This window comes from Pyrinomonadaceae bacterium (genome assembly GCA_036277115.1).
Lineage (GTDB): Bacteria > Acidobacteriota > Blastocatellia > Pyrinomonadales > Pyrinomonadaceae > UBA11740.
Map to the genome: position 1 here is coordinate 881,255 of DASUNM010000027.1, position 25,287 is coordinate 906,541.

Annotated in this window: 18 protein-coding genes; 10 read left to right on the top strand and 8 right to left on the bottom strand. The window is 57.0% G+C overall.

Translation table 11 applies throughout. The annotated features are described in order from the left end of the window. The first annotated feature begins 89 nt into the window (after positions 1-89). Entirely contained in the window at positions 90-1,883 is a 1,794-nt protein-coding gene (gene sppA / locus VFX97_20165; protein HEX5705527.1) for a signal peptide peptidase SppA, read from the top strand. 72 nt (positions 1,884-1,955) lie between these two features. Here the strand turns inward: sppA and VFX97_20170 are convergent, their stop codons facing one another. The 5 genes from VFX97_20170 to VFX97_20190 form a co-directional block, all read right to left on the bottom strand. Continuing rightward, positions 1,956-2,402, bottom strand: a complete 447-nt coding sequence (locus VFX97_20170) for a hypothetical protein (GenBank protein ID HEX5705528.1) — start codon at positions 2,400-2,402, stop codon at positions 1,956-1,958. Between the two features lie 7 nt (positions 2,403-2,409). Beyond that, positions 2,410-2,673, bottom strand: coding sequence for a hypothetical protein (locus tag VFX97_20175; protein HEX5705529.1), 264 nt, complete (start codon positions 2,671-2,673; stop codon positions 2,410-2,412). A 108-nt stretch (positions 2,674-2,781) separates the two neighbouring features. After that, positions 2,782-4,068, bottom strand: coding sequence for a serine--tRNA ligase (gene serS / locus VFX97_20180; protein ID HEX5705530.1), 1,287 nt, complete (start codon positions 4,066-4,068; stop codon positions 2,782-2,784). Further along, positions 4,061-4,843: a nucleotidyltransferase family protein gene (locus VFX97_20185; GenBank protein ID HEX5705531.1), complete on the bottom strand. Its 783-nt coding sequence runs from the start codon at positions 4,841-4,843 to the stop codon at positions 4,061-4,063. Before VFX97_20185 ends, serS begins: the two co-directional genes overlap by 8 nt. A 113-nt stretch (positions 4,844-4,956) precedes the next feature. Further along, a complete protein-coding gene (locus VFX97_20190; protein ID HEX5705532.1) occupies positions 4,957-6,585 on the bottom strand; it encodes a hypothetical protein in 1,629 nt (542 codons plus the stop codon). 52 nt (positions 6,586-6,637) lie between these two features. On the opposite strand from VFX97_20190, the gene VFX97_20195 reads away from it, so the two are divergent. From VFX97_20195 to VFX97_20210, 4 genes are all read left to right on the top strand, one after another. Further along, complete coding sequence (locus VFX97_20195; protein ID HEX5705533.1) at positions 6,638-7,819, top strand: thiolase family protein; 1,182 nt, start codon at positions 6,638-6,640, stop codon at positions 7,817-7,819. 169 nt (positions 7,820-7,988) lie between these two features. Beyond that, on the top strand, positions 7,989-8,999 hold the full coding sequence (locus VFX97_20200; protein ID HEX5705534.1) for a hypothetical protein: 1,011 nt from the start codon (positions 7,989-7,991) through the stop codon (positions 8,997-8,999). Positions 9,000-9,046: 47 nt separating this feature from the next. Then, on the top strand, positions 9,047-10,492 hold the full coding sequence (locus VFX97_20205) for a hypothetical protein (GenBank protein ID HEX5705535.1): 1,446 nt from the start codon (positions 9,047-9,049) through the stop codon (positions 10,490-10,492). A gap of 147 nt (positions 10,493-10,639) precedes the next feature. Next, positions 10,640-12,340 carry a hypothetical protein gene (locus VFX97_20210; GenBank protein HEX5705536.1) on the top strand — a complete coding sequence of 567 codons (1,701 nt, stop codon included), beginning with the start codon at positions 10,640-10,642 and terminating at the stop codon, positions 12,338-12,340. A 77-nt stretch (positions 12,341-12,417) separates the two neighbouring features. On the opposite strand, the gene VFX97_20215 is transcribed toward VFX97_20210, so the two are convergent. Beyond that, on the bottom strand, positions 12,418-13,314 hold the full coding sequence (locus VFX97_20215) for a DUF72 domain-containing protein (GenBank protein ID HEX5705537.1): 897 nt from the start codon (positions 13,312-13,314) through the stop codon (positions 12,418-12,420). Between the two features lie 235 nt (positions 13,315-13,549). On the opposite strand from VFX97_20215, the gene VFX97_20220 reads away from it, so the two are divergent. The 5 genes from VFX97_20220 to VFX97_20240 all read left to right on the top strand — a co-directional run bounded on the left by VFX97_20220 (position 13,550) and on the right by VFX97_20240 (position 23,107). Next, positions 13,550-15,160, top strand: a complete 1,611-nt coding sequence (locus VFX97_20220) for a methylmalonyl-CoA mutase family protein (protein ID HEX5705538.1) — start codon at positions 13,550-13,552, stop codon at positions 15,158-15,160. A 4-nt stretch (positions 15,161-15,164) separates the two neighbouring features. Beyond that, complete coding sequence (locus VFX97_20225) at positions 15,165-15,836, top strand: hypothetical protein (GenBank protein HEX5705539.1); 672 nt, start codon at positions 15,165-15,167, stop codon at positions 15,834-15,836. Between the two features lie 233 nt (positions 15,837-16,069). Then, entirely contained in the window at positions 16,070-16,711 is a 642-nt protein-coding gene (locus tag VFX97_20230; protein ID HEX5705540.1) for a helix-turn-helix domain-containing protein, read from the top strand. Beyond that, complete coding sequence (locus VFX97_20235; GenBank protein HEX5705541.1) at positions 16,708-17,958, top strand: efflux RND transporter periplasmic adaptor subunit; 1,251 nt, start codon at positions 16,708-16,710, stop codon at positions 17,956-17,958. The genes VFX97_20230 and VFX97_20235 overlap by 4 nt, the downstream gene beginning before the upstream one ends. A 112-nt stretch (positions 17,959-18,070) precedes the next feature. Beyond that, positions 18,071-23,107: an efflux RND transporter permease subunit gene (locus tag VFX97_20240; GenBank protein ID HEX5705542.1), complete on the top strand. Its 5,037-nt coding sequence runs from the start codon at positions 18,071-18,073 to the stop codon at positions 23,105-23,107. Between the two features lie 357 nt (positions 23,108-23,464). Here VFX97_20240 and VFX97_20245 read toward each other — a convergent pair whose 3' ends face one another. Next, positions 23,465-24,376: an endonuclease/exonuclease/phosphatase family protein gene (locus VFX97_20245; protein ID HEX5705543.1), complete on the bottom strand. Its 912-nt coding sequence runs from the start codon at positions 24,374-24,376 to the stop codon at positions 23,465-23,467. Between the two features lie 8 nt (positions 24,377-24,384). Further along, entirely contained in the window at positions 24,385-25,152 is a 768-nt protein-coding gene (locus VFX97_20250) for an MBL fold metallo-hydrolase (GenBank protein ID HEX5705544.1), read from the bottom strand. Positions 25,153-25,287: the final 135 nt, after the last annotated feature.

Genomic DNA, 25,287 nt, shown 5'->3' on the forward strand with positions numbered 1-25,287 from the left:
ACTGCTTACTGAGCGGCGGTAAACCTTTTCCAGCCCTCACACGTATCATCGACTAAACCTCGACAAACTCTGGAACTATCACTATGGCAATGTCAACAACTCGTAAAGTCGTGCTCGCGATCACCGGGATCGTGCTGGGCGTGGTTCTCATCGGCTTCGTCGTCGTCGCGATTCTGGTGGCGGCAATACGCGGCGAGCAGCCATCCGTCCGTGAAAACAGCGTGCTGACGCTGAGAGTCTCAGGGCCGCTGCCGGATTACGTCCCGGACAATCCGCTCAATCGCATCTTCGCGACGCCGCCGCAGTCGCTCAGCAGCCTGCTCACGCAGTTTCGCAAAGCGAAAACCGACAAACGAATCCGCGCAATCATCCTCGACGTCGACGCGTCGGAAACGGGATGGGGCAAGGCTGAAGAGTTACGCGCCGCCATCGAGGACTTTCGCTCGTCCGGCAAACCTGTCTATGCCTACATGGAGATGGGTTTCAACAAGGACTATTACGTCGCGTCGGCGTGCGACAAGATTTACATGCCGCCGCCCGGCGAACTCTTCGTCACCGGCCTCGCCGCCGACGTGATGTTTTTCCGCGGGTCGCTCGACAAGCTGGGCATCTATCCCGACATCTACCAGATTGGCAAATACAAAAGCGCCGGCGACATGTTCACGCAGAAAGAGATGACGAAAGATCATCGCGATGTCGTCAACTCGCTGCTCGATGATATGTACGGACGCCTGGTCGACTCTATTGCCAAGGCGCGCGGCAAGTCTGCAGATGATGTGAAGAAGCTGATCGACAACGCTCCTTACAATGCGCGACAAGCGAAGGACGCCGGCCTGATTGATGGCGCCCTGTATCGCGAGGAAATTGAAAAAGAACTCAAGCAGCGGCTCGGATATGCAGAGAAGGATGAACTGCGCCTGGTCAAAGCTTCGGACTACCGAAAGATTTCGCAAGAGTCGCTGGGCCTGAACAAGGGCGAAAAGATTGCCATCGTTTACGCCGCGGGCGACATCATGTCCGGCAGTTCGCAGTTCGGCTCTGACGGACAGGAAGTGATCGGTTCAGAGTCACTGGTCAAACTCTTAAATGAAGTGCGCGACGATAAAACGATCAAAGCAGTCGTGCTGCGCATCGACAGTCCGGGCGGCGAAGGTCTCGCTTCAGACATTATTTGGCGCGGGATCGAATCGCTCAAAGCGAAGAAGCCCGTCGTGGTGTCAATGGGTGACGTAGCGGCGTCCGGCGGTTATTACATCGCCTGCAACGCAAACAAGATCGTTGCGCAACCTTCGACGATTACCGGCTCGATCGGTGTGGTCGGCGGCAAGCCGGTCATCAAAGGCTTTTACGACTGGATCGGCGTCAGCAACGAGTACGTGCTGCGCGGCACAAATGCGGGCATCTTTCGCGAGTCTGAAAAATTCACCGACAGCGAGCGCGCAAAGTTCCAGGAGTTTCTGAAAACGACCTACGACGACTTCACGGATAAAGTGGCGAAGGGTCGCAGCAAGGACCAGACCTACATCGACTCGATCGGTCAGGGCCGTGTCTGGACCGGCCGGCAGGGCAAAGAAAACGGGCTGGTCGATGAGTATGGCGGTCTCGATAAGGCAATTGAGATCGCGAAGCAGCTCGCCAATATTCCCGCCGACAAAAGTATTCAGCGAGTAATTCGACCGGTTCCGCCGAACTGGCTGCAAGAATTGTTCACCGATTCGGGTGAGGCCGATACGCGCGTGACAACTGAAATGCAACAGCAGGCGTCGCTACTCGCCGCAATGCCGGAAGATGTCCGCCGTACGTTTCGCTACATTCAAATGATGGACCGCGTGAAGGGTGGGCATTCGGCTTATCTTCTGCCGTACAGTTTGCGGATTCGATAGTTCGAAGTTCACACCGGCTGGCTTAGCATTCCTGTTACTGCGTCAGCAAGTAATCTCATGAAGGAGCGCTCTTCACTGCGGGGGCATCGCCGCCCGCAGCATGTCAGGCGAAGGATTGTCGAGCTGAGTCACGACTTCCGGGCAACGCAGGCACGCCGCCTTACCTTCCTGCTGGTACCAACGACACTCTGGCCGAATACTACAAGGCGGCAAACTTTCGACGGCGCGCGGCAGAATCTGCACGATGCGCGTCGCGAGGTTGCAGTCCTTACCGTCGAAGTGAGCACACCGGTTCTCTTCGCATCGCGCCGCGAAACGAAAAACGAGTCGCGGATCAGTCTCTCGCGTTAAAGACAGCAACTCAGGCGTGACCGGTTGAGGTTTCTCGATCCAGGCAAGCCTCTGTCCTTCGGGCGTGTTTTCTAACACGCCCAGCACAAGACTGTCCTCCATTTCCGGCTGCGCACTCGGACACATCAACCGGGGAGGATCAGCGGAATGATCTTCCGCTTGGCTCATGGCTACTCTAGAACTCGATCGGCGGATTTCTGATAATGAAACCCATCGTTCCGTCGTAGACTTTCGGCGTCAGCTTTAGAGTTGGGAAGCGAGTTTGCACTTCCTTTGTAATGCGGCGCGCCGCGGCGTTGGCGTCAAAATCTTTTCCGGGCGGAACCAGGCGACCCATGATGATGCCGCCGGGAACCTTGCGGAAATCCGCGGCCTCGATGGCCCGGTCGATGGCTTTCGCCAAGTCACCGATCTTAATTGTTGAAGCTTTCGTTACCACAGGAGTTACACCTCCAAGTAAGGTTTAGCCCTGAATAGTTTTGGGTTGGGCTGTTTGGACGCGCGCACTTTATGCCCTTTGTGGCCACGTGTCAATCGAAAAGTCTACTTAGGATGAGGCTATCCGGTCGGTAGCAAAATACTTGCGCAGAGCTTCAGGGATCAGGATTGAGCCATCTTTGTGCTGATAATTCTCCAATATCGCAATCCACGTTCGTCCCACTGCCAATCCCGAGCCGTTGAGCGTGTGCACAAATTCCGGTTTGGCCCCACCTGCGCGCCGAAACCGTATGTTCGCGCGCCGTGCCTGAAACGCTTCGTAATTCGAACAGGAAGAGATTTCACGGAAGGCATTCTGTGAAGGCAGCCACACCTCGATGTCGTACGTCTTCGCGCTGCCAAAGCCGAGGTCGCCGGACGCGAGCGCCACGACACGATAGTGAATGCCAAGCTTCTGCAAAATGACCTCAGCGTCATGCGTCAGCGATTCGAGCTCATCGTAGGAATTCTCAGGCAGCGAATACTTCACTAGCTCAACTTTCTCGAATTGATGCTGGCGGATGATTCCGCGTGTATCTTTGCCATAGCTGCCGGCCTCCGATCGAAAGCAGGGCGTGTATGCGGCCCACTTCTTCGGCAAATCTGACGCGTCGAGAATCTCTTCTCGGTGATAATTCGTGACCGGCACTTCCGCCGTCGGCACCAGATAGAAACCGCGTTCGTCTTCCAGCTTGAAAAGGTCCTGTTCGAACTTCGGCAGCTGACCGGTGCCGAACAGCGCGTCGCGGTTGACGATGAACGGCGGCAGGGTTTCCCTATAGCCATGCTCAGTCGTGTGCAGGTCGAGCATGAAATCGATCAGCGCGCGTTCCAGGCGCGCGCCGGCGCCGTTCAGGATCGCGAACCGCGCGCCGGCAATCTTAGTCGCGCGCTCCAGGTCGAGGATGCCGAGCGCCGTCCCCAAATCGACGTGGTCCTTCGGCTCAAAATCGAATTCAGGTTTAGTGCCCCAGCGGCGAATCTCGACATTTGCTGATTCATCTTTACCGACCGGCACGGATTCGTGCGGGATGTTCGGCAGCGTCGAGAGCAGCTCGCGCATTCGCGCTTCGGCTTGATCGCGGGCGTCATCAAGTTTCGCGATCCGCTCTTTCAGTTCATTGACCTGTTTGCGGCGCGCATGCGCTTCGTCCCGCTTGCCGTCCTTCATCATCGCGCCGATCTCGCGGCTGGCCGTGTTGCGCTCAGCGTTCAACTGGTCTGACTCAGAAATCACACGACGGCGACCCGCATCAGCCGCGGCGAAATCGTCGAGCGCGGCCGTCGCCATCTCGCGCTTCGCCAACGCCGCGCGCACCGCGTCGAGGTTCTCTCTTACATAATTCAGATCAAGCATTCAATTGTTCTCTTGTCAGTTCGCGAACGTCCGCGCGCGAGAAGATTTCGTTCGCTTCTTCCAAAGTTTCCTTCGAGCCGATATCGAACCAGATTCCCGGCACGCGCCACACGTAAACCGGCGTGCGCGGGTAAAGCCATTGAATCAGCCGCCCGGGCTGATCCGGATTGTTTCCATCCGCGATGTATTGCTTGACCAGCTCCAGGGACCACTGCGGATAATAGTACAAAGCGATGCCCGTGATCGTGCTCTTTGGCTCCTTCGGTTTTTCCTCGAAGAAAGTGATTTGACCTTCAGCATTGGTGTCGATCGCGTTGTACTTCTTAATCTCTTCCAGATTGCCGACATCGTACACGCCCAGGACCGGAGCGTTATGCGCCCGGCAAAACTCACTGAACCCTTCCAAGGCGTGGCTGAAAAGATTGTCGCCGGCCACGACGACGATGTCATCATCAATGCCTGCTTGCGTGATCACCAGATGCATGTCGCCGATCGCGCCAAGCTTGTTCGTGTCGTCGGTTGAGTGATCATTGACCACGGAGATGGGCGGCCCCGCACTGCTCACTTCGTACTGACTTGCCCACTTTTCAAAATGGCCTGAAAACTTCTCGTTGGTGACGACGTAGACGTGATCGATCTCTTTTACCGGTGTCAGACAATCAAGCACATGCTCGATCATCGGTTTGCCGGCCACCGGCAGCAGAGGCTTCGGCGCGTTGAGTGTCAGCGGGTAGAGCCGCGTCGCGTAACCGGCGGCCAAAATAATTAACTTCACAATTCCTCCAGATGAGGCGCTTCTCTGAACGCCCAACTATTACTGCCTATTTTCGGATTAAGGATGAACGTGCATCTTGGCAAAAAAGCACGCGGCGAGCAAACGCGAGCTAGTCAGTTGACTCGTTCACGCCGCACCACGCGCACGCCACTTCGCCAGTCTTCGTTAATGTCGAACCGATAGATCTCGATGTCCGGAGCGATGGTCTTTGCCAGGGTGCGAAACGATGGGTGAAAGTGAAGCGCCGGCGCGACCAGATAAACCAGCGGTGACTCATCACCGATTTCGCGGTCGCCAAAAAGCCTTGCCGAGCTGATGTGCCCGCGCCGGCGATGAGCTTCGACGCGTCGCCAGTAATCGACTCCCTGAAAGACGTGTTCGCGATCTTCCGTGACCTTCAGTTCGATAACTACCAACCGGCCGTCGTGCCGCAGCGCGAGCAAGTCGATCGGCCGTGCCCCGCCCCCGTATCCAAAAGCACCGCCGTGTGACGTGCGAAACTGCGCATGCAGCGGCGCGATGATCAGTCCGGGATCAAGCTTCGTGATATCGCGACGCAACATCGACTCAAGCCAGGCCTCGCCCGACGCGCGGTATAACCAATGACGGCGATCGCGGCAGCTTTCATTGCGATACATCTCGAGATCGTCAAGCAACTTTGCCCAGTCCCGCTGATGAAAAACGTCGAGTTGTCGCCGGCGCGAACCTTCAATCCCAAACCAAATTCGCTCTTGTTCCATCACCCGCCGCAAACGCGCGAACGGCAGCCCGTGATACCGAAGCGTCTGCCCGTGCCGCGACGCCACGATGTCGATGGCGAGTGGCAACTGCGCGAGAATTTCGTTTGTCTGCTTCATTGGCTCGGGTTCGTTTACGGGCGGAAAGCGTGCCAGTCGTTTTCGCCAGAGATGCTTGCGCTCAAAACTTCTAACGGGCGTGATTTCAGTCCAACCGTCGTTGATTTCAAGCAGTTCAATCCGTTCACGTAACGAAGGGGTAAGCAAAACATGGCGCTGTCGTGCAGCCTCGAGTATGTCGCGTTCGACGACCAGCAGAAGCCTTTGCAGGGGAGGACGCTTGGGTGTTTGCAGGATGCGCTGAAACCACAGCAGTGTTGATGAAAAGAGAGCATCAACATTACGTACGTCGCTTTCCGCGACTGTACCTGTCACGGCTATGCGTTCGTGCGGTAGCCGCAGAATGATGCGCGCGTAACGGCCGGGCTGATCTCGTCGCATGCCGGGACTGAGCTGTGCGCGCTCAATCTTTGGCAGTGGCACAGACTTCAGTCTGTGATTACCGGCGTCCGAATCACAGACTGAAGTCTCTGCCACCGATTCACAGACTAAAGTCTGTGCCACTAGTGCAGCTAACTTCTCACATCGCTCCTGGCGCGCGGCCGCGATGCGCGCGACGATGGCTTTAGCTGACGCTCGAGGAATCAACTCGATAGTTACTGCCTCGGCGCCCATGCGTCGTGATGCCTGCAAGACCAGCTTGTTGCCGCTCCACTGCCAACTCTTAACCCGCCAGACCCGCGAGCCGGTTTGGGTCCAGCATGAAAAGATTAGCCGGCCAGGTGAAGCCGAGAATTCAAACTCGTCAGTAGTGAGATTAATCGGCGATCGGCCATCGATCGACATGAACCAATCGTGATGCGCTTTGATGATTTGACGGATCGATCTTTCGTCGCCTTCAGCGTCGCGGGAGTTCACGCCTTTGGTGGCAATTGCGGGAGGCATCGGCCGCTATGCTAACATCGCGGCAGAGCTTAACATTTCCAAAAGTTTTTCGATGAAACCAGTTTTTCTGACAGCCGCAGTGCGCACTCCGATCGGCCGCTTTGGAGGCTCGCTGAAGGACTTGACCGCCGCTGATATGGGTGTGGCAGTGGCGAAAGAAAGCTTGCGCCGCGCCAGTATTCAGCCAGATCAGATTAACGATTCGATCTGGGGTTGTGCGCGACAGGCCGGCGGCGGACCGAACGTGGCGCGGCAAATTACTTTTCGTGCGGGCGTGCCTGAGCAAGTGCCTGCTTTTACCGTGAATCAAGCTTGCGGTTCAGGCTTGCGCGCAATCATTCTCGCGGCGGAAAAGATAATGCTGGGTCGGGCCGGCATCGTGCTGGCCGGTGGAACTGAAAGCATGTCTCGTGTGCCTTACTTCGCCGAGGGCGCGCGTTGGGGTATGCGTATGGGGCACGTTGATCTAGTTGACGGGATGTATCGCGACGGCTTCAACGATCCGCTTTCGAAAATGGTGATGGGTGAAACTGCGGAAGAGTTGGCGAAGCGTTACGAGATCGCGCGTGACGAGCAGGATGAATACGCTCTCCGTTCACAGCAGCGCGCGGCGGCGGCGACCGACGCCGGAAGATTCGACACCGAAATCGTTCCGCTGGAACTTAAAGATCGAAAAGGGAACGTTACTCCTTTCGCTCGCGACGAACATGCGCGCGCCGACACTTCGATCGAAAGCCTGGGCAAACTTGCTCCAGTGTTTTCGAAACAAGGAACCATCACGGCGGGGAATTCGTCAGGCATCACGGACGGCGCGGCGGCAGTCGTGGTGATGAGTGAAGAAGCTTTGAAAGAATCAGACGCCGAACCCCTGGCGCGGATCGTTGATTACGAAATTAGTGGTGTGGCCCCCGAGATCATGGGCATTGGCCCGGTACCGGCGACGCGCGCATTGCTCGAAAGACAGAAGCTCACGCTCAACGACATTGATCTGGTCGAATTAAACGAAGCATTTGCCGCGCAAGTTATCGCCTGCGATCGCGACTTACAATTCGATTCGGAGAAGCTGAACGTAAATGGTGGCGCGATTGCTTTGGGGCACCCGATAGGCTGCACCGGCGTGCGAATCACGACTACGCTTTTGCACGAAATGAAGAAACGAAACGCAAAGCGCGGCCTGGCGACCCTTTGCATTAGCGGCGGAATGGGAATTTCGCTGCTGCTGGAGCGAGAGTAATGGCGATTAACTATTGCCACGAAAGGCGCAGAAAAGCACAAATTGAAAACGATTGGATCTGCCTCTGTGCTTTTGGTGCATTTTTGTGGCTGTCTTTCGCTGCAACGCTTTAGACCACGGCAGGCATCGGATTAACAACTCTTCCGAAACCGACCGCAGGAGACAAACTGTGAAACAAAACTCATTTATTCGCATCAGCGCGCTCGTCATTTTTGCTTTCAGCGTCATGCTTGGGCAGTCAGTCGCGAATGCTCAGCCGACAACGCGCGCGAAAACGGCGGACATTTTCTCGTTCGTTCCGGCTTCGGATGGTGTCGTCGTAGTTGACGCTAAACGTTTGCTGACCGAGACGCTGCCGCGCGTTTTTGCCGGCGATGCTGCGAAGCTCGCGCACATCAATTCCGAACTGGACAAGTTCAAAACAGACACGGGGATCGACGCCCGTGCGTTTGAGCGAGTCGTCGTCAGCGCTCGTTACGTGCACCCTTCACCGACTGTGACGAAGCTCGATCCGGTGGCGATCGCGCAGGGTAAATTCGACGCGCGGGCCGTTACCCTCGCCGCTCGATTGTCCGGCAAAGGAAAGGTTCGTGAAGAAAAGTATCGAGGCGCCACTATTGTGGTGCTCACCGTAAACGATCAGATGAAGTTGTTCGGCCTGTGGGACATGCGCGTCCGCGATCTGGCGATCACGGCGCTGAACGCTAACACCGTTGCCCTGGGCACGCCCGCCACCGTGCGCGCAGTTATCGACGCGGGTAGAACTCCGCGTCGCGACAGTGTCGAACTGGTATCAATGGCGACGCGCGATCCGCAGGCCGTGATCGGCTTTGGCGCAAACGTAACGCCAGCGCTATGGTCGAACCTGAATCTCGGAACCGACGCGATTGCAAAGGACGTTGGTTCTATCCGGCAAGCTTATGGCTCAATCGGAACGACGGCCACAGACGTGGCGTTGACTGTCGTGGCGCGTACGGATACGCCGGCGTCTGCAAAAAACCTGGGTGACACTCTGACGGGCCTGAAGCAACTCGCGGGTCTTCTCGTCATGAGCATGAATGCGGACAGACGCGCGTTGGCGCAGAGCGCGGTGGCGAATCTAACCATCAATGCACGCACAAATGAAGTCGAGATTCGCACGCAAGTCGCCGCGGCTAATCTTGCTTTAATAATGAAATGACCTGGCGCAACTATTTTCACGAGCCCCAGGGTGGAGACTAACTTTAGATGGCAGCATCTCTCTCTGACGATCTTCTCAAACCCATAGTTGAGAGCCTGAGTAAGGCCAATCAGGCAGCGGCCGTTTCGTATCCCGGCGAAACCGGTCATCGGCAGCCGGTGCACACGGTTTACGGTGGCGCGCATCTGTTTCGCGCCGACACGGCCAGGCGGTTGGGCCAGGTGGCGGAACGCGCGCTCGCCGAAAATGCGGGGGACTTCGTCGTGTTTGCGCGCGCGCTGGGACTGCCGTTGTCCGGCGGCTTGCCCGACGTTCTGGACTACGCAACTGGTTTGAAGAACCGTCTCGAAGCTGATTCCGGAGCGGTCAGGGAGGGGAACAAGCCCGCCTGGCTGGCGTACACGATTTTCACGCGTGTGCAGGAGAAGCTGAAGCGCGAACCGGTTGAAGACTTTCGCATCGATTTCGAAGACGGCTATGGTAACCGCCCCGACGAGGAGGAGGACGGTCACGCCGAAACGGCCGCCGCCGAAGTCGCGAAAGGAATAGAAGCCGGCACGCTCCCGCCCTTCATCGGCATTCGCATTAAGCCTTTCAATGAAGAGTTGCGTGCGAGAAGCATGCGCACGCTCGACATCTTTGTTTCGACTCTGCTGGAAAAGGCCGGTGGGAAGCTGCCGCAGAATTTCGTGGTCACGCTGCCGAAAATTACCGCCCCGGAACAAGTCACGGCGCTGGCGGACATTTTCGACTTGCTCGAAAAGAAGACCGGACTAGCAGCCGGTTCTCTGAAGATGGAGATGATGATTGAGACGACGCAATCGATCATCAACTCTGAAGGCCGGATCAACCTGCCGTTGCTTTTGCAGGCCGCGCGCGGCCGTTGCGTCGCGGCGCACTTCGGGACTTACGACTACACCGCCAGTTGCAGTATTACTGCCGCGCATCAGCACATGATGCATCCCTCGTGTGACTTTGCGAAGCACATGATGCAGGTTTCGTTTGCCGGTACAGGCATCTGGCTCTCGGATGGCGCAACGAACATCATGCCGGTCGGCCCGCATCGCGCAACCGAGGGTATGCCGCTCACCCCAGAACAAATTGAAGAGAATCGCGCGGTCATTCATCGCGCGTGGAAACTGCACTACGATCACATTCAGCATTCACTGGTGGGCGGGTTTTATCAGGGTTGGGACCTGCATCCCGCGCAACTGCCGACGCGGTACGCGGCGGTGTACGCGTTTTTCCTGCAAAGCCTGGACGCCGCTTCAGAACGGCTGCGCAATTTTGTCGATAAGGCTGCCAAAGCAACTTTGGTTGGCGACGTTTTCGACGATGCGGCCACGGGGCAGGGCCTGCTGAATTACTTCCTCCGCGCAGTGAATTCCGGCGCCATCACCGAAGAAGAAGCTTTGAAGTTGTCGAGCCTCACCGACGACGAGCTACGTTCTGGATCGTTTGTGAAAATTCTGAAGAACCGCTCGGCATTGTAATCAAAGCGGGGCAGTGCCCGACCGTCAGGGAGGGCGTTTCGGATGCGACGATTACGCCCTCCCTGACGGTCGGGCTACTGCTCCGATGTCGCAGCATAGTAGACACACTAACTAATAGGAAGCTTTCAGTTCAAGGAAGTAAAGAACATGTCGTCATTCAAACGCATCATCTCGCTGGTTGTCCTATCGACGTTGGTATCAGCACTGGCGCTGGCGCAGTCTCAGGTTCCGGAACGTCCGCGCGCTTCAGATCCGGTTGAGCTGCCGGCAAAGATTCGTCGCTTTTCGCCCACCGTGCTGACCGCCAGCACCGCGCGATTGACACCGAAAGATCGTCTGGCGCTGCGGAAGATTATTGCGGCCGCGAAGCTTTTCGATCCGTTGTTCCTGCGGCAGGTGTGGTCGGGAAACGAGGCTTTGAAGCGAAAGCTGGAAGCCGACCGCACGCCGATGGGTCGCATGCTGCTTCATTATTTCTTGATCAACGACGGTCCCTGGTCGCGCCTCGATGAAAAGCAGCCGTTCATCGATGACATTCCGTCGAAACTCGCCGGCGCCAATCACTATCCCGAGGACATGTCGAAGGACCAGTTCAACGCTTGGTTAAATACTCTGGCGCCGGCTGAGAAAGAGAAGGCGACCGGTTACTTCTATGCGATTCGCCGCGATGCGAGCGGCCAACTCAAAGTCGTGCCCTACAGCGAAGAGTACCGCGAGTTTCTCGACCCGGCGGCGAAGCTTCTGCGGGAAGCAGCCGCCCTCACGACGAATGCGACCCTGCGCGACTATTTGAACAAGCGGGCGGCCGCGTTCGCTTCCAACGACTATTACGACAGCGACGTCGCGTGGATGGATCTGGATTCGCCGATCGATGTGACGATCGGGCCGTACGAGACTTACGAAGATGAATTGTTCGGGTATAAAGCCGCGTTTGAAGCTTATGTGACGCTGCGCGACGACGCGGAAACCGAGAAGCTGAAGAAATTCAGCGCCTACATGCAGGAGCTGGAGAACAATCTGCCGATCGAGCCGAAATACCGCAATCCGAAGGTGGGCGCGTCATCACCGCTTCGCGTCGTCAATGTGGTCTACAGTTCCGGCGAAGGTAACAGTGGCGTGCAGACGGCGGCGTTCAATCTGCCAAACGACGAACGCGTGGTGAAAGCAAAAGGCTCGAAACGCGTGATGTTGAAGAACACTCAGGACGCGAAATTCAACAAGGTGCTGCTGCCGATTTCACGCGTGGTGCTCGAGCCGGCGCAGCAACGCAACGTCGCATTCGATTCATTCTTCACGCACATTCTGATGCACGAAGTCGTTCACGGTCTCGGCCCACACAATATTTCGGTGGCCGATGGGCTTCCGATCGATGGGGTTACCACGGTGCGTCTGCAGCTCAAGGACAAATACTCAACCATCGAAGAAGCGAAGGCGGACGTTGCTGGTTTGTGGGCTCTGCAGTATCTGATCGATAAAGGCGTGATCGATCCCCGGATGCAGCGAACGCTTTACACGACGTATCTGGCGAGCATGTTTCGCTCAGTTCGCTTCGGCATCACCGAATCGCACGGCCGTGGGGTGGCGCTGCAATTCAACTACTTCACCGACGAAGGCGCGATCAAATTCAACGAGCGCACGGGCAGGTTCAGCATCGATGAATCAAAAATCCGCGGCGCCGTGAATAAGCTGGCCAACGAGCTGCTGATGATCGAAGCCCTCGGCTCCTACGGAAAGGCCACGGCGATTATCGACAAGTACGCCAACATTCGTCCGCCGATGAAGGGCGCACTCGACAAGCTGAAGAACGTGCCGGTCGACATCGAGCCGATCTATCCGCTGGCGCGGTGATTTGGAGTGCGGCGGCTTGACGCCGCTTTTCTTTGCGCCGGAGTGTGAAAGCGCCGTCAAGCCGGCGCACTCCAAAATCAGAACAACGATCCCTGCGGGTCCTCATCATCCGGCTCAACCGATTCCGCCAGCCGCGGATATGTCTCGATCAACTTCGCCGGACCGGGGACTTTTTCTTCTTCCAGCTCCGCGAGAATTTCGAAGGCATTCACCAAACTTTGCCCGCGCGCGTGATTGTTCGTAATGACAAAGGTTTGTTTGGCTTTCTGCGCCACCTCTTTTATGCGATTCACCCAGGGCTCGAGTTCCTCCGGTCCATACAGATAGTCGTAACGCTCAAGCACATTTGCTTCTTCACGAAACCAGTTTTGATAATTGCGGCCGTGCAGACGCACGTAACCGATGTCTGACGTTACTTCCGCGGAAGGCTTGATCGAGTTGTGAAACAAAGGCTGATCGATATCACACAATCCGACGCCGAGGTCTTCAAGCGTTTGCAGCACGCGCGCGTTGTTCCATGATTCGTGCCGCAACTCAACGACCAGCGGATAGTCATTGAATTTAGTGACAAGTTCGTTCAGGTAATTGCGCTCATCCATTTCGTTTTTGAACGACCATGGAAACTGAACCAGCACCGCGCCGAGCTTGCCCGCTTCCATCAGCGGATCCATTCCTTCGCGGAAAAGCCTTTCGTCTTCCACAGTCCCTTTGCCGCGATCGTGCGTGAACGCGCGAAAGAGCTTGGCCGTGAAAACGAAATCCGGATTGTGCTCGATGCGGCGTAGCCATGAACGGGCCGTCTCAGGCGCAGGCGGATGATAAAAGCTGCTGTTGATTTCGGCGGTGTCGAAATACTTCGCCACCAGTGAGAGCGTGTCGAACGTCGTACCGGCGCCTTCGGGATAGACGCGTCCGCGCCAGTCTGCATACGACCAGCCGGCGGGACCGACACGAATGTCGCGAAGCGCGCGCATTGAAAGAAGGTAAATGGTAAATGGTAAATCGTAAATAGACGCAAGACCGTAAATCGTAAATGGTAAATCGTGAATAGAACTTCGATTCGACGCTCAGCCGACATGTACCCGAACGTTTCGGTCGGAAAAATCCATTCACGATTTACGATTTACGATTGACCCTTCTCTTTATTTACCATTCGCGATTCACTATTCACCTTTTGCTGTGCTAGCCTGCGATTACCGCTGCACACCGATGGTCGCCAAGGAAAAAACCGAACGACGCGAGCACTTCGAGACTTCTTCCGGCATCGAACTGCCCGTCGATTTCAATCCGTCGAACACTGAACCCGTCCAATATGATCGAGACCTCGCCGATCCCGGCGAGTTCCCATACACGCGTGGCATCCGGCCGAACATGTATCGCGGCCGGTTGTGGACGATGCGTCAATACGCGGGCTATGCGAACGCGGCGGAATCAAACGCGCGTTACAAATATCTGCTGAGCCAGGGCACGACGGGCTTGTCAGTCGCCTTCGATCTGCCGACGCAAATCGGATTGGATTCCGACGATCCGCTCGCGGCGGGAGAAGTTGGAAAAGTCGGCGTCGCGATCGACTCGCTCGAGGACATGCTCACGCTGTTTGACGGCATCCCGCTCAGCGATGTTTCCACGTCGATGACTATCAACGCGACGGCAGCGATTCTCCTTTCCCTTTATCTTGCCGTGGCGCGGAAGCAAGGCGTCGCATTCAACAAAGTCGAAGGCACGATTCAGAACGATATTTTGAAAGAGTACATTGCGCGTGGCACGTACATCTTTCCGCCCGAGCCTTCGCTGCGGCTGATTACCGACACGTTCGCGTTTTGCGCGCGCGAAGTGCCGAATTGGAACACCATTTCGATCAGCGGCTATCACATTCGCGAAGCCGGCGCGACGGCGGTACAGGAAGTCGCCTTCACCTTCGCTGACGCCATTGCCTATGTCGAAGCCGCGCTGAAGGCCGGGTTAGACATAGACGAGTTCGCGCCCCGCATCTCGTTCTTCTTCAATTCCCACAACAACCTTTTGGAAGAGATTGCGAAGTTCCGCGCGGCGCGCAGGCTTTGGGCGCGCCTCATGCGCGAGCGCTTTCACGCGCGCGACGAACGTAGTCTGATGATGCGCTTTCACACGCAGACGGCGGGTTCGACGCTCACCGCGCAGCAACCCGAAATAAACATCGTGCGGACGGCGATACAGGCACTGGCCGCAGTTCTCGGCGGCACACAGTCGTTGCACACAAACGCGATGGATGAAGCGCTGGCATTGCCGACCGAGGATGCCGCGAGATTGGCTTTGCGAACACAGCAGGTGATCGCTTACGAATCAGGCGTCGCGGACACGGTCGATCCGGTGGCCGGGTCGTACGCGATTGAAGAGCTGACCACGGAAATCGAAGGGCGTGTCGTTGATTATCTCGACAAGATTGACGCGCTCGGCGGGACGCTGCACGCGATCGAATCGGGCTACATTCAGCGTGAGATTCAGAACTCCGCTTACGAGTATCAGCGCGCGGTCGAGACGCGCGACGCAATCGTCGTCGGCGTGAATCGCTATCAAAGCGAAGCCGATAAGCCCATCAAAACTATGCGGATTGATCCGTCCATCGAACACGATCAGATCGAACGTCTGAAGGCTTTGCGGGACCGACGCGATGCGCCCGCCACCGAGAATGCGCTCGCGAGACTGGAAGAAGCGGCGCGCGGAACCGAAAACGTCCTACCCCGAATCCTTGAAGGCGTCGAGTCATTTGCGACCGTCGGTGAAATCAGCCATCGCCTGCGTGGCGTCTGGGGCGAATATCGGGAAGCGGTGACGGTCTAAGAAGATGGAATTTCTCCCCGTCCTTGCGCCGATCGTTTTCGTTGGCGCCATCATCGCGCTCGGCGTTCTCCTCTACTTCTACAACCGAAAGAAAGAACGAGAGAGAACTGAGCAGTTTCGCGCCGTCGCCGCACAGCTCGCCTGGAAATTCGCTGAAGAATCCCCGCTTACCATGATCCAGGGATTGGAACAGTTCGCGCTGTTCAACCAGGGGCACAGCAAGCAAATCAAAAACTTCATGTACGGCGAAGCTAACGGCGTTAAGGCAGCCGTCTTTGATTACACGTTCGTCACCGGGTCAGGGAAGCACCGGCACATTCACAATCAAAGCGTTACATACCTTGAGCCTGCCAATCTGCGTGTCCCGTACTTCTCGCTGCGGCCGGAAGGGTTCTTCACGAAGATCATGCAGGCGTTCGGCTACCAGGACATCGACTTTGGCCAGCGGCCTGAATTTTCAAAACAATACCTGCTACGCGGCCAGGACGAGCCCGCGATTCGCCAGGCGTTCAACGACAGGTTGTTGTCATTTTTCGAGAGCTATGCCGGCACCTGCGTCGATGGCGGCAACAATCAGCTCTTCGTGTTTCGCGCCGGTTACCGCTTTCAGCCTCACGAGATTCAAGCTCAACTCGCCATTGCGCTGAACATTTTCAGCCTCCTGCCGCGTTACTGACCGATTTTCGTCTGTGCCTCAGTGGATCTTTGTGCCTCTGTGGTGAGATCTCGCCGAAGACTTTCACCACGGAGGCACCGAGGACCACTGAGACACAGAGGGTTGACCAGCCGCCGCTTGACTTCACCTTCTGACTGGTGGTAAGTAAGCACTCACTTGTCGCTTGAGGTAATCCCCTGAAATCAATCGCAACCAAAACCCCGACCTCTGACGCCGCTGCGAATGGGGGCCGGATGACCGGCGTAAACCGGAAGCTGCAAATTCTGCGCGAGGCGATGAGCCTGTTTTCGCAGCGCGGCTTTCAAGGCACAACCACGAAGGAAATCGCGTCTGCGGCAGGCGTCTCAGAGGCGATGCTCTTTAAACACTTCGCGACCAAGCAGGAGCTCTACAGCGCGATTCTCGATCACAAGGCCTGTCTGCACGACGAAATGGATCCCAGCCAGATCGCCGCCGAAGCCGTCGCTCGAAAAGACGACCGCGCAGTCTTCGAGGGCCTCGCGTTGCATGCTTTGGAACAGCACGAATGCGATCCCGAGTTTCAACGTCTGCTGCTGCATTCAGCGCTCGAAGAACACCAACTGGCGCAAATGTTCTGGGAAAAGTTTGTGCTGCGCGTTTACAAGTTTCTCGGGGGGTATATCCGCGAGCGTCAACGCGATGGGGCCTTTATTGAAATAGACCCAAGAGTCGTCGTGCGCGCTTTCATCGGCATGATCGTGCACCACTCGCTGGTCAACAACCTCTGGGATCGGCAACATCGCCTGCTGCACATCTCTAACCAGAAGGCCGCGCGGGAGTTCACCAACATTCTGCTTAACGGGATCGAAAAAGATTTGGGCCCCAGCCAAAAGAACAAGAGAAAAGAGAAATGAGTTTTCGGAAATCTCTCAGCTTCATCGGAATCGTTTTGCTAGTCGCCGCGGGGGCGATTAGCACCGCGTGCAATCGTTCTAAGGGAGCGCCAAACACAAACGCGGCCGCGACTGGGCCGGTGATAATCGAAGTTTCGACATCGGCGGCCGTGCTGCGCCAGTTGCCGCGCTTTTTTGAAGCAACCGGCAGTCTTGCGGCGAACGAGGAAAGCGACGTGATGCCTTCGACGACCGGTAAAGTCGTCGCGCTGGGTGTGGACATGGGCAGCTATGTCCGGCGCGGGCAGATGGTGGTTCGGCTGGACTCAAACGACCTGCGGCTTCGGCTTGAGCAGGCGCAGGCGCAACTCGATCAGGCGAAGGCCACGCAGCGGCAGAACGAAGCGAAGATTGGTTTGCGGCCGGGACAGAAGTTCACTCCCGAGAATGTGCCGGAAGTCGCCTCGGCGCGCGCAGCGCTGAATCTCGCCGAGAAGAACCTCCAACGTTACGAAAAGTTGATTGAGTCAGGCGATGTTTCGCGCGCCCAGTACGATCAGCAGCGTTCGCAACGCGATCAATTGCGTGAACAGTACCAGGTCGCAATCCATCAGGCGCAGCAGAACTACGCGGCAGTAGCCAACGCGAAAGCCGCGGTTGATGCTGCGCAATCCCAGGTCGGCCTCGCCAAGCGAAGTTTGGATTACGCGATTGTGATCTCGCCGATCTCCGGTGTTGTTTCGGAACGCACCGTGAATCTCGGTGAATACGTTTCGCCCTCGCAGAAGGTCGCGACGGTCGTCAACATGAATCCCGTGCGCGTGCGCATCGACATTCCCGAGCAGGCGATACCTCGTGTGCGTGTCGGCGAAAGCGTTTCGGTGCGCGTCTCGGCGTATCCCGATCGAAACTTTGCGGGACACATCGCGCGCGTTTCTCCGAACGTCAGTGCGACCTCGCGCACCCTGACCGTCGAGGCTGAAGTCCAAAATCCCAGCGGCGAATTGAAGCCCGGACAATTTGCGACCGTGCGCATTCTTCAGCCGCAAAGCGAACCGGCCGTGCTCGTGCCGCAGCGTGCTTTGCGCCAGGTTTCAGGCGCGACTTACCTGTTCGTGATCAAGAACGGACGCGCCGAACAACGTCTGGTACAAACCGGACAGGTCGAAGGTGATCTGGTTGAGATTAATAGCGGTGTTGCCGCGGACGAGATCGTGGCGACGACTAATGTCGAGCAGTTGAGTGATGGCGCGAGCGTGAAGCAATGACCAGTTTCGAGTTTCGAGTTGAGCCCTCGGCCTCGAACTCGGCTCGAGACAATGAGACCAGTGTTGAAGCGAACTCGAAACTCGAAACTCGAAACTCGAAACTTTCTTAGCGATGCAAAAGTTAGCTGAAATCTGTGTTCGCCGTCCGGTGTTCGCGACGATGCTCATCCTGAGCCTCACGGTCGTGGGCGCGTTTTCTTACAAGTCGCTGGGCGTCGATCTGTTTCCGAAGATCGATCTTCCGACGATCACCGTCAGTGTGATTAATCCCGGCGCCTCGCCGCAGGAAATTGAAACCGAAATCACGGACAAGGTCGAAGGCGCCGTCAACACGATCAGCGGTATCGATGAGCTGCGCTCGACTTCAGTCGAAGGCGTCTCGCAGGTCTTCATCAGCTTTGTGCTCGAGAAGAACGCGGACGTGGCGGCGCAGGAAGTGCGCAACAAGATTGAGCTGATTCAAAACGATCTGCCGGAAACGGCTGAGACTCCGATCGTCCAGAAACTCGACACCGACGCGACCCCCGTGTTGCGCATCGCTCTGTCGGCGCCGCGCTCTTTGCGTGAAGTCACTGACATTGCCGACAAGCAAATCAAACGTCAGATCGAGCCGATCAGCGGCGTCGGCAACGTTCAGATCGTCGGCGGCCGGCAACGCGAGATTCAGGTTTGGCTCGATACCGACAAGATGCGCGCGTACAACGTTTCGGCGGCGGATGTCGCCAACGCGGTGCGCATGCAGAACATGGAACTGCCCGGCGGCCGCGTGGAAGAAGGCAAGCGCGAGATGACCGTGCGGACTATGGGGCGCGTAACCGACGCCGCGGAATTAAACAATATCGTCATCGGGAGCCGCGGCCCGTACGCGGTGAAGCTCAGCGACATTGGCTATGTCGAAGACGGCGCCGAAGAGCAGCGCACCGAAGCTCGCCTGAATGGCCAGCCGGCGGTGACGCTGGTTATCTCGAAACAATCTGGTCAGAACACGGTTGCGGTCGCGGATGCAGTCAAAGAACGGCTGGAAGAGCTGAAGAAGACCTTGCCGTCCGACGCGAAGGTACAACTCGTCGGTGACCAGACGATCTTCATTAAAGCGTCGCTGGACGCGATTCAGTTGCACTTGATCGAAGGCAGCATTCTCGCGGCCATCGTTGTTTTCGTTTTTCTCTGGAGCTTCCGCTCGACCTTAATTGCGGCGATTGCGATTCCGACGTCGATCATCGCGACGTTTGGATTGATGGCTGCGATGGGGTTCACCATGAACCAAATCACGATGCTGGCGCTGACGCTGATGGTCGGCATTGTGATCGACGACGCGGTCGTGGTCCTCGAAAACATCTTTCGCTATGTGGAAGAGAAAGGCGCGCCGCCGTTCCAAGCGGCCATCGAAGGGACGAAAGAAATTGGTCTCGCCGTTACGGCCACGACGCTTTCGCTGCTCGCTGTATTTTTGCCGGTCGGCTTCATGGCGGGCATGGTCGGACGCTTCATGTCGTCCTTCGGCTTCACGGCTTCGTTTGCGATCGCCGTGTCGCTTTTGGTCTCGTTTACGCTCACGCCGATGCTGGCGGCCCGCATGATCAAGCGGAAGCAGCGTGTCAGTACGCCGACGAATCGGGAGAGCGAACGGGTTCATGTCGGTACCGAGAGCGGCAGCGACCGGGTCGGCGATTTACCCGAAAACACGAAACGCGACTATTCACTCGCGGAATTCAAAGAGAAGTACGGTCAGGCGCATTCGAAAGAGGGGCGCTTCTACCGGCCGATCGATCGCGCCTACACAAGAATGCTCGAATGGTCGATGGCGCATCGCTGGGCGATTGTCGGACTCTCCGTCTTCGTAATCATCAGCACGATCCCGCTGTTCATGTTCGTCGGTAAGAACTTCCTGCCGGTTGACGATCAGTCGCAATTCGAAGTTAACGTGCGCGTGTCGGAAGGCTCGACGCTATCGTCCACGTCTGGCCTGGCGGAACGCATGGCTGCCGATCTTCGCAAGCTGCCGGGCGTGACCGACACCCTGGTAACCATCGGTAGCGGCCAACAGCAAATCGTGAACATCGCGAACATCTACGTAAAACTGACGCCGATCGAAGAGCGCAGCGTCACCCAGAACGATCTGATGGCGCGCGCGCGCGATGAAATCGTCGCGAAGTATGCGAAGGAGTTTCCCGATCAATTGCGCACCAGCATCAATTCGGTGGCAGCGATCTCCGGCGGCGGATTCCGCAATGCCGACATTCAGTACGTCATCGGCGGTCCGGATTTAGACAAGCTGACAAAATATTCCGAAGGCATGCTGGCCAAGCTGAAGACAGTGCCTGATGTGGTCGATGCCGATTCGAGCTTGATTGCCGGCAAGCCGGAGCTGCGCGTCGTGATCGATCGCGCGCGCGCCGGTGATCTCGGCGTGCGCATCGGCGATATTGCCCAGTCGCTGAATACGCTGGTCGCCGGCCAGAAGGTTTCGACATTCAATGCGGGCGTTGATCAGTACGATATTCGGGTGCGTGCGATGGGACAGTATCGCGCGAATGCCGAAGGCTTGCAGCGGATGATCGTCGCTTCGCAAAAGCTCGGTTGGGTCAGTCTCGATAATCTCGTGCGTGTCGAGGAAGGCACGGGTCCATCGTCAATCGAACGTTACAACCGGCAGCGGCAGGTGATGCTCACCGCCAATACGAAACCGGGCGGCTCGCAGACAGCAGTCATTGCAAAGCTCGAACAGTTTGCCGAGGAAGAAAGGATGGAGAGCACGTATCAAACGTCGCTGGCGGGGCGCTCGAAAGAACTGACCCGCACGGGCTACTACTTCCTTTTGGCTATCGTGCTTTCGTTCATCTTCATGTACATGGTTTTGGCTGCGCAGTTCGAATCGTTTATTCACCCCATCACGATCCTTTTGACGCTGCCGCTCGCAATTCCATTCGGCATTCTCTCACTGTTGGTAACGGGGCAAACCGTAAACATCTTTTCCGGTTTAGGACTGCTGCTGCTTTTTGGTGTGGTGAAAAAGAACGCGATCTTACAGATTGATCACACAAATGGTTTGCGACGCCAGGGCATGGAGCGTCACGAAGCGATCATCCAGGCGAATCGCGATCGCTTGCGTCCAATTCTGATGACCACGATTGCGTTGGTCGCAGGCATGTTGCCGCTGACGATCTCCAGCGGCCCCGGCTCAGGCACAAACAGATCGATTGGCGTGCTGGTAGTCGGCGGTCAGTCCCTGTGTTTGTTGCTCACGCTGCTCGCCGTGCCGGTGTTTTACTCACTGTTCGACGATCTCGCGCGCAGTCGCGTCTGGGGGCGGATCGGTGCAGGCGTAGGCGGGGTGTTCGGCCGCGTGCGCAAACGTGCTGCGACCGCGGCAGCTTCTTTGGTAGGTCCAATGTTTAAGACACTCATTATCACATCTGCTCTCATGCTCCTGGCCGCGCCTCAGGGACTTGCCCAGGAACCCGTTGCATCGCCCGCGCCTTCGCCGAAGATCTCGGCGCAACAAACACTGAAGCTGCCCATCATTGCCATCGACTATCGCGCTGATGCGACGAAGCCGCTGCCGGCGCTCACCCGCATAGGTGTGGACGTCGATCAGCAGAAGCCGATCACGCTGCGTGAAGCAATCGTCATGGCGCTCAGCAATAACAAAGACATCGAGCTTGCGCGCGACAACGTGCAACTCGCGGAAGCTGACTTGCTGACAGTACGGGGCGCCTACGATCCAAGGTTCACGGCGCAGAGTTACTACGAAAGCATCAAGACTCCGGCCGTAAGTTTTTTAAGCGGCACCAGTGAGACCGTCGAAAGTTCTGCGTTTGCGAACACCGCGCGCTTCGAAGGCCTGGCCTCGAAATTCGGTGGTAACTATCGCGTCGATTTTGCGGCGATTCGCCAAACGACAAATAACCAGTTCACCGTGCTTAACCCAAGTTATCCGACCGCGCTGACGTTTAGTTTCACGCAGCCGCTGTTGCGGGGCCGCAGCTTTGATTTGCCGCGCCGAAATATCGCAGTTGCGAAGAAAAACCTTTCGCTCACCGACGCGCAGTTTCGCCAGCGTTCTATCGAAGTGATCACGCTGGTGCAGCGCTCGTACTGGGACCTGGTATTCACTTTGCGGAACCTGCAAATCCAGCGCGAATCTTTGAACGACGCGCGCACGCAGTTGGATCACAACCGGCGCATGGTCGGTGAAGGGACCCTCGCGCCGATCGATATCATCGCCACGCAGACGCAGGTCGCCAATCTTGAGCAAGCGGAATTCTCGGCGCTGGAAGACGTCAATCGCGCCGAGAACAATCTGAAGAATCTAATTGCCGAGAACCAGTCGGCGCCGATTTGGAATGCTTCGCTCGTGCCGACTGACGACGTTGACCTCACCGTGCCGCGTGTCGTGCTGACTGATGCGCTGAAAGCTGCGATTGAGAACCGGCCTGAGCTGAGACAGTCAGACCTTGCGAGAGAGATTAATCAACTTGATCAAAAGCTGCATCGCGATTTGACGAAGCCGCAGATCGATTTCGTCAGCAGCTACGGAATGGTTGGCAATGCGGGCGCACTGACCTCGGCCTCGAATCCGTTCACTTCAAGCAACGACGCGTTGCGTGCGCGGGTGAATGAGCTCTCCACGATTAACGGTTTGCAGCCTTTGCCGCCACCGCCGACGGCGACTATCCCGCCTGATTTGATTGGAGGCTATCCACGCTCGATCGGCAATCTCGGGACAAACGACTTCAACAACTTCCGCGTGGGCGTGACGTTCAGCTTTCCTCTGCGCAACCGCACGGCGGAAGGCCAACTCGCGCACTCAATGATCGAAGGCAAGCGCATCGCGACGCAACGCCAGCAGCTCGAGCAACTGATTCAAGTAGAAGTTCGCAACGCCTTGCAGTCCGTCACCACGGCGGAAGCTCGGCTGCGTTCCGCCGCGGTCGCGCGTGAGAACGCCGAACAGCAATACGCCAGCGAGAAGCGCAAGCTCGACGTTGGTCAATCAACCGTCTTCCTCGTGCTCGAACGGCAAACCGCTCTGACGATTGCTCGCGGCAACGAACTGCGGGCGCAGACTGACTTGAACAAAGCCATCGCTGAGCTCCAGCGTGCTACCGGGAATTCATTGACGGCGAACAATGTGAATTTGAAGTAGCAGAATCTTACTCCCCTTAGCCCCTCCCCGCGCGCGGGGAGGGGAAGCCGCCAACCTATTTCAAACTCGCGCGTCATACAACCCCGCCAGGCACGCGACTAATAGCTGATCACCTCGGGATTCCTGAGAAATTAGCCCGCAGCGTCTCGACCGATTGCCTAAAAACACGGTTCTGACCGCGTTATTTATCGCGCTTTCTGATGCCTCAGAAGGTGAAAGGATTTATGCGAGGAGCCGACCGCACCACGGTTCAAAGTCTTACGTCTAAAGTCCCACGTCCCAAACTGTCGGGCTGGATCCCGCCTCGGGAAGCGGCGGTGGCATCAAGAGAAACGCCGCCACGTTGTGTACCTCCGCCTAAGGCTCCACTGAGTTAGGAAGCTTAACGATCGTCCACAAAGGAAAGTGATCTGAAACCTTCAAGTTACGGTCGATGCCGTAGCTTGTCGGCGTCAGACCGCGCACCCAAATCCAGTCCAGTTTTAGTTTCAAATCGAACAACACGATCTTCTGGCGGAACGTTGATTCATCGTCCGGGAAAGGCGTCTCGAAGCCTTCGGCCGTGAACAGCTTGCGAGTGTTTTTGATCGCCGGCGCCTCCCAGGTGTTGAAATCGCCAAGGATGATTACCGGCATCCCTTTTGGAAATTTCTGCAAGTCAGCTAGTACGGCCTGCTGCTGTTCCACCTTCTTGCGTTCCGCCAATCGCGTTTCGCCGTGCACTGAGTACACCCGAACGGAGGTCTTTCCCATTTGCACCGTCGCGCCGATCGCGACGCGCAAGCGCCCGCCCGGCCCGGGGTTCGGCAAAACTATTCGCGTCACATCAGTGAGTGGATACGGACTGAGAATCGCAACGCCAGTCTCTTCTTCCTGCCCTTCCGACTTAGTCTCATGCGGCGCCGTCCAGGCGTAGTACATCCCCAGTTCATCCGCGAGTCCTTTCGCGTGGTTCGCCTTGCCGCTGCGCTTCCGTGCGCGATCAACCTCCTGCAAGCCAATGATCGAAGGTCGCACAGATCCCGCCTCTTTCAACCAGCGAACGATCTCCTGAAGCTCTTTGCCGCTGCGCCAGCGGATGTTGTACGAAACAATCTTGAGGTCGTTTGCGCGCGGCGGTTCAGCTAACCTTGGTGCCTTCCCTGATTCAAGCAGGTGAGCTCCGGCTGCGCCATTCGTGCCATTTGCGCCGTTGGTTTGCGCGGCCGCCAAGGTTGAGGTCAGCACCATCACGGCCAGAGTTAGCAAGAAAGTTGAAAGGATTGTCATTGGTAAATTTAGATTTCAATTCGCAGGCCGTCATGCGCGGCGATAGTTTCACCCGGCCAAAGTTCACGCGCCTTCGCCGGCAAGTCGACTGCGTCCCATTCCGGATACAGATGCGTCAGCAAGAGCCTGCGGGGCTCAGCCAGTTGCGCGATCCGCATCGCCTCAGCGAGGTTCAGGTGCGTCTGCACAGGCTTGTCCTCAAAGAACGAACATTCCAGGACGAACAGATCCGCGCCGCGTGCAAACGTCGCCAACTCTTCCGAGACACCGGTATCCGCAGAGTAAACCACAGTTTGCTTCTCAGAATTCGTCAGCCGTATCGCAAGACTCTCACGCGTGTGTGGCGTCTTGAACGTTTCGCACCGGATCCCCTCGTACGGGTTGAAATCCTCACCGGAATCGGTGAACTCGTGGAGCTTGAGGGGAAAAGGCTGCTTAAAAAGCCCGTAATCGTTCGACTCGTCGATGGCCTTCAGCAGACGCTGGACGCCGCTACACGAAAAGATCCCGAGCGGCTTCCGGCGCGATTGCGTTTGCGGCGAGTGCTTCATGGCAAACAGCAAAGACGCCAATCCGCCACAATGATCGAGGTGCAGATGGCTGATCCAAATCGCGTCAAGGTTCGGCCAGTCGAGATTTTCCTGCGCCACGCGATGCATTGCGTCCGCACTGCAATCGAGCAGCATCGAGCCGCCGTCGCTCTCCAACCAGAATGCGGCCGACGCTCGCTGCGAATGGGGAACGGAGGTGCCGGAACCGAGAACCACGAGGAGCATTACTAAAACCTAGAGTTGAAAACTAAAAATTGCAAAGAGCAAAGAGCTAAGAGCTAAGAGCGACGGATATCTTCGCTCCGTAGGAGCGAAATGTTTATAGACGGCGGTCGTCAGTGTCGTCGGAGCTCCGTAGGA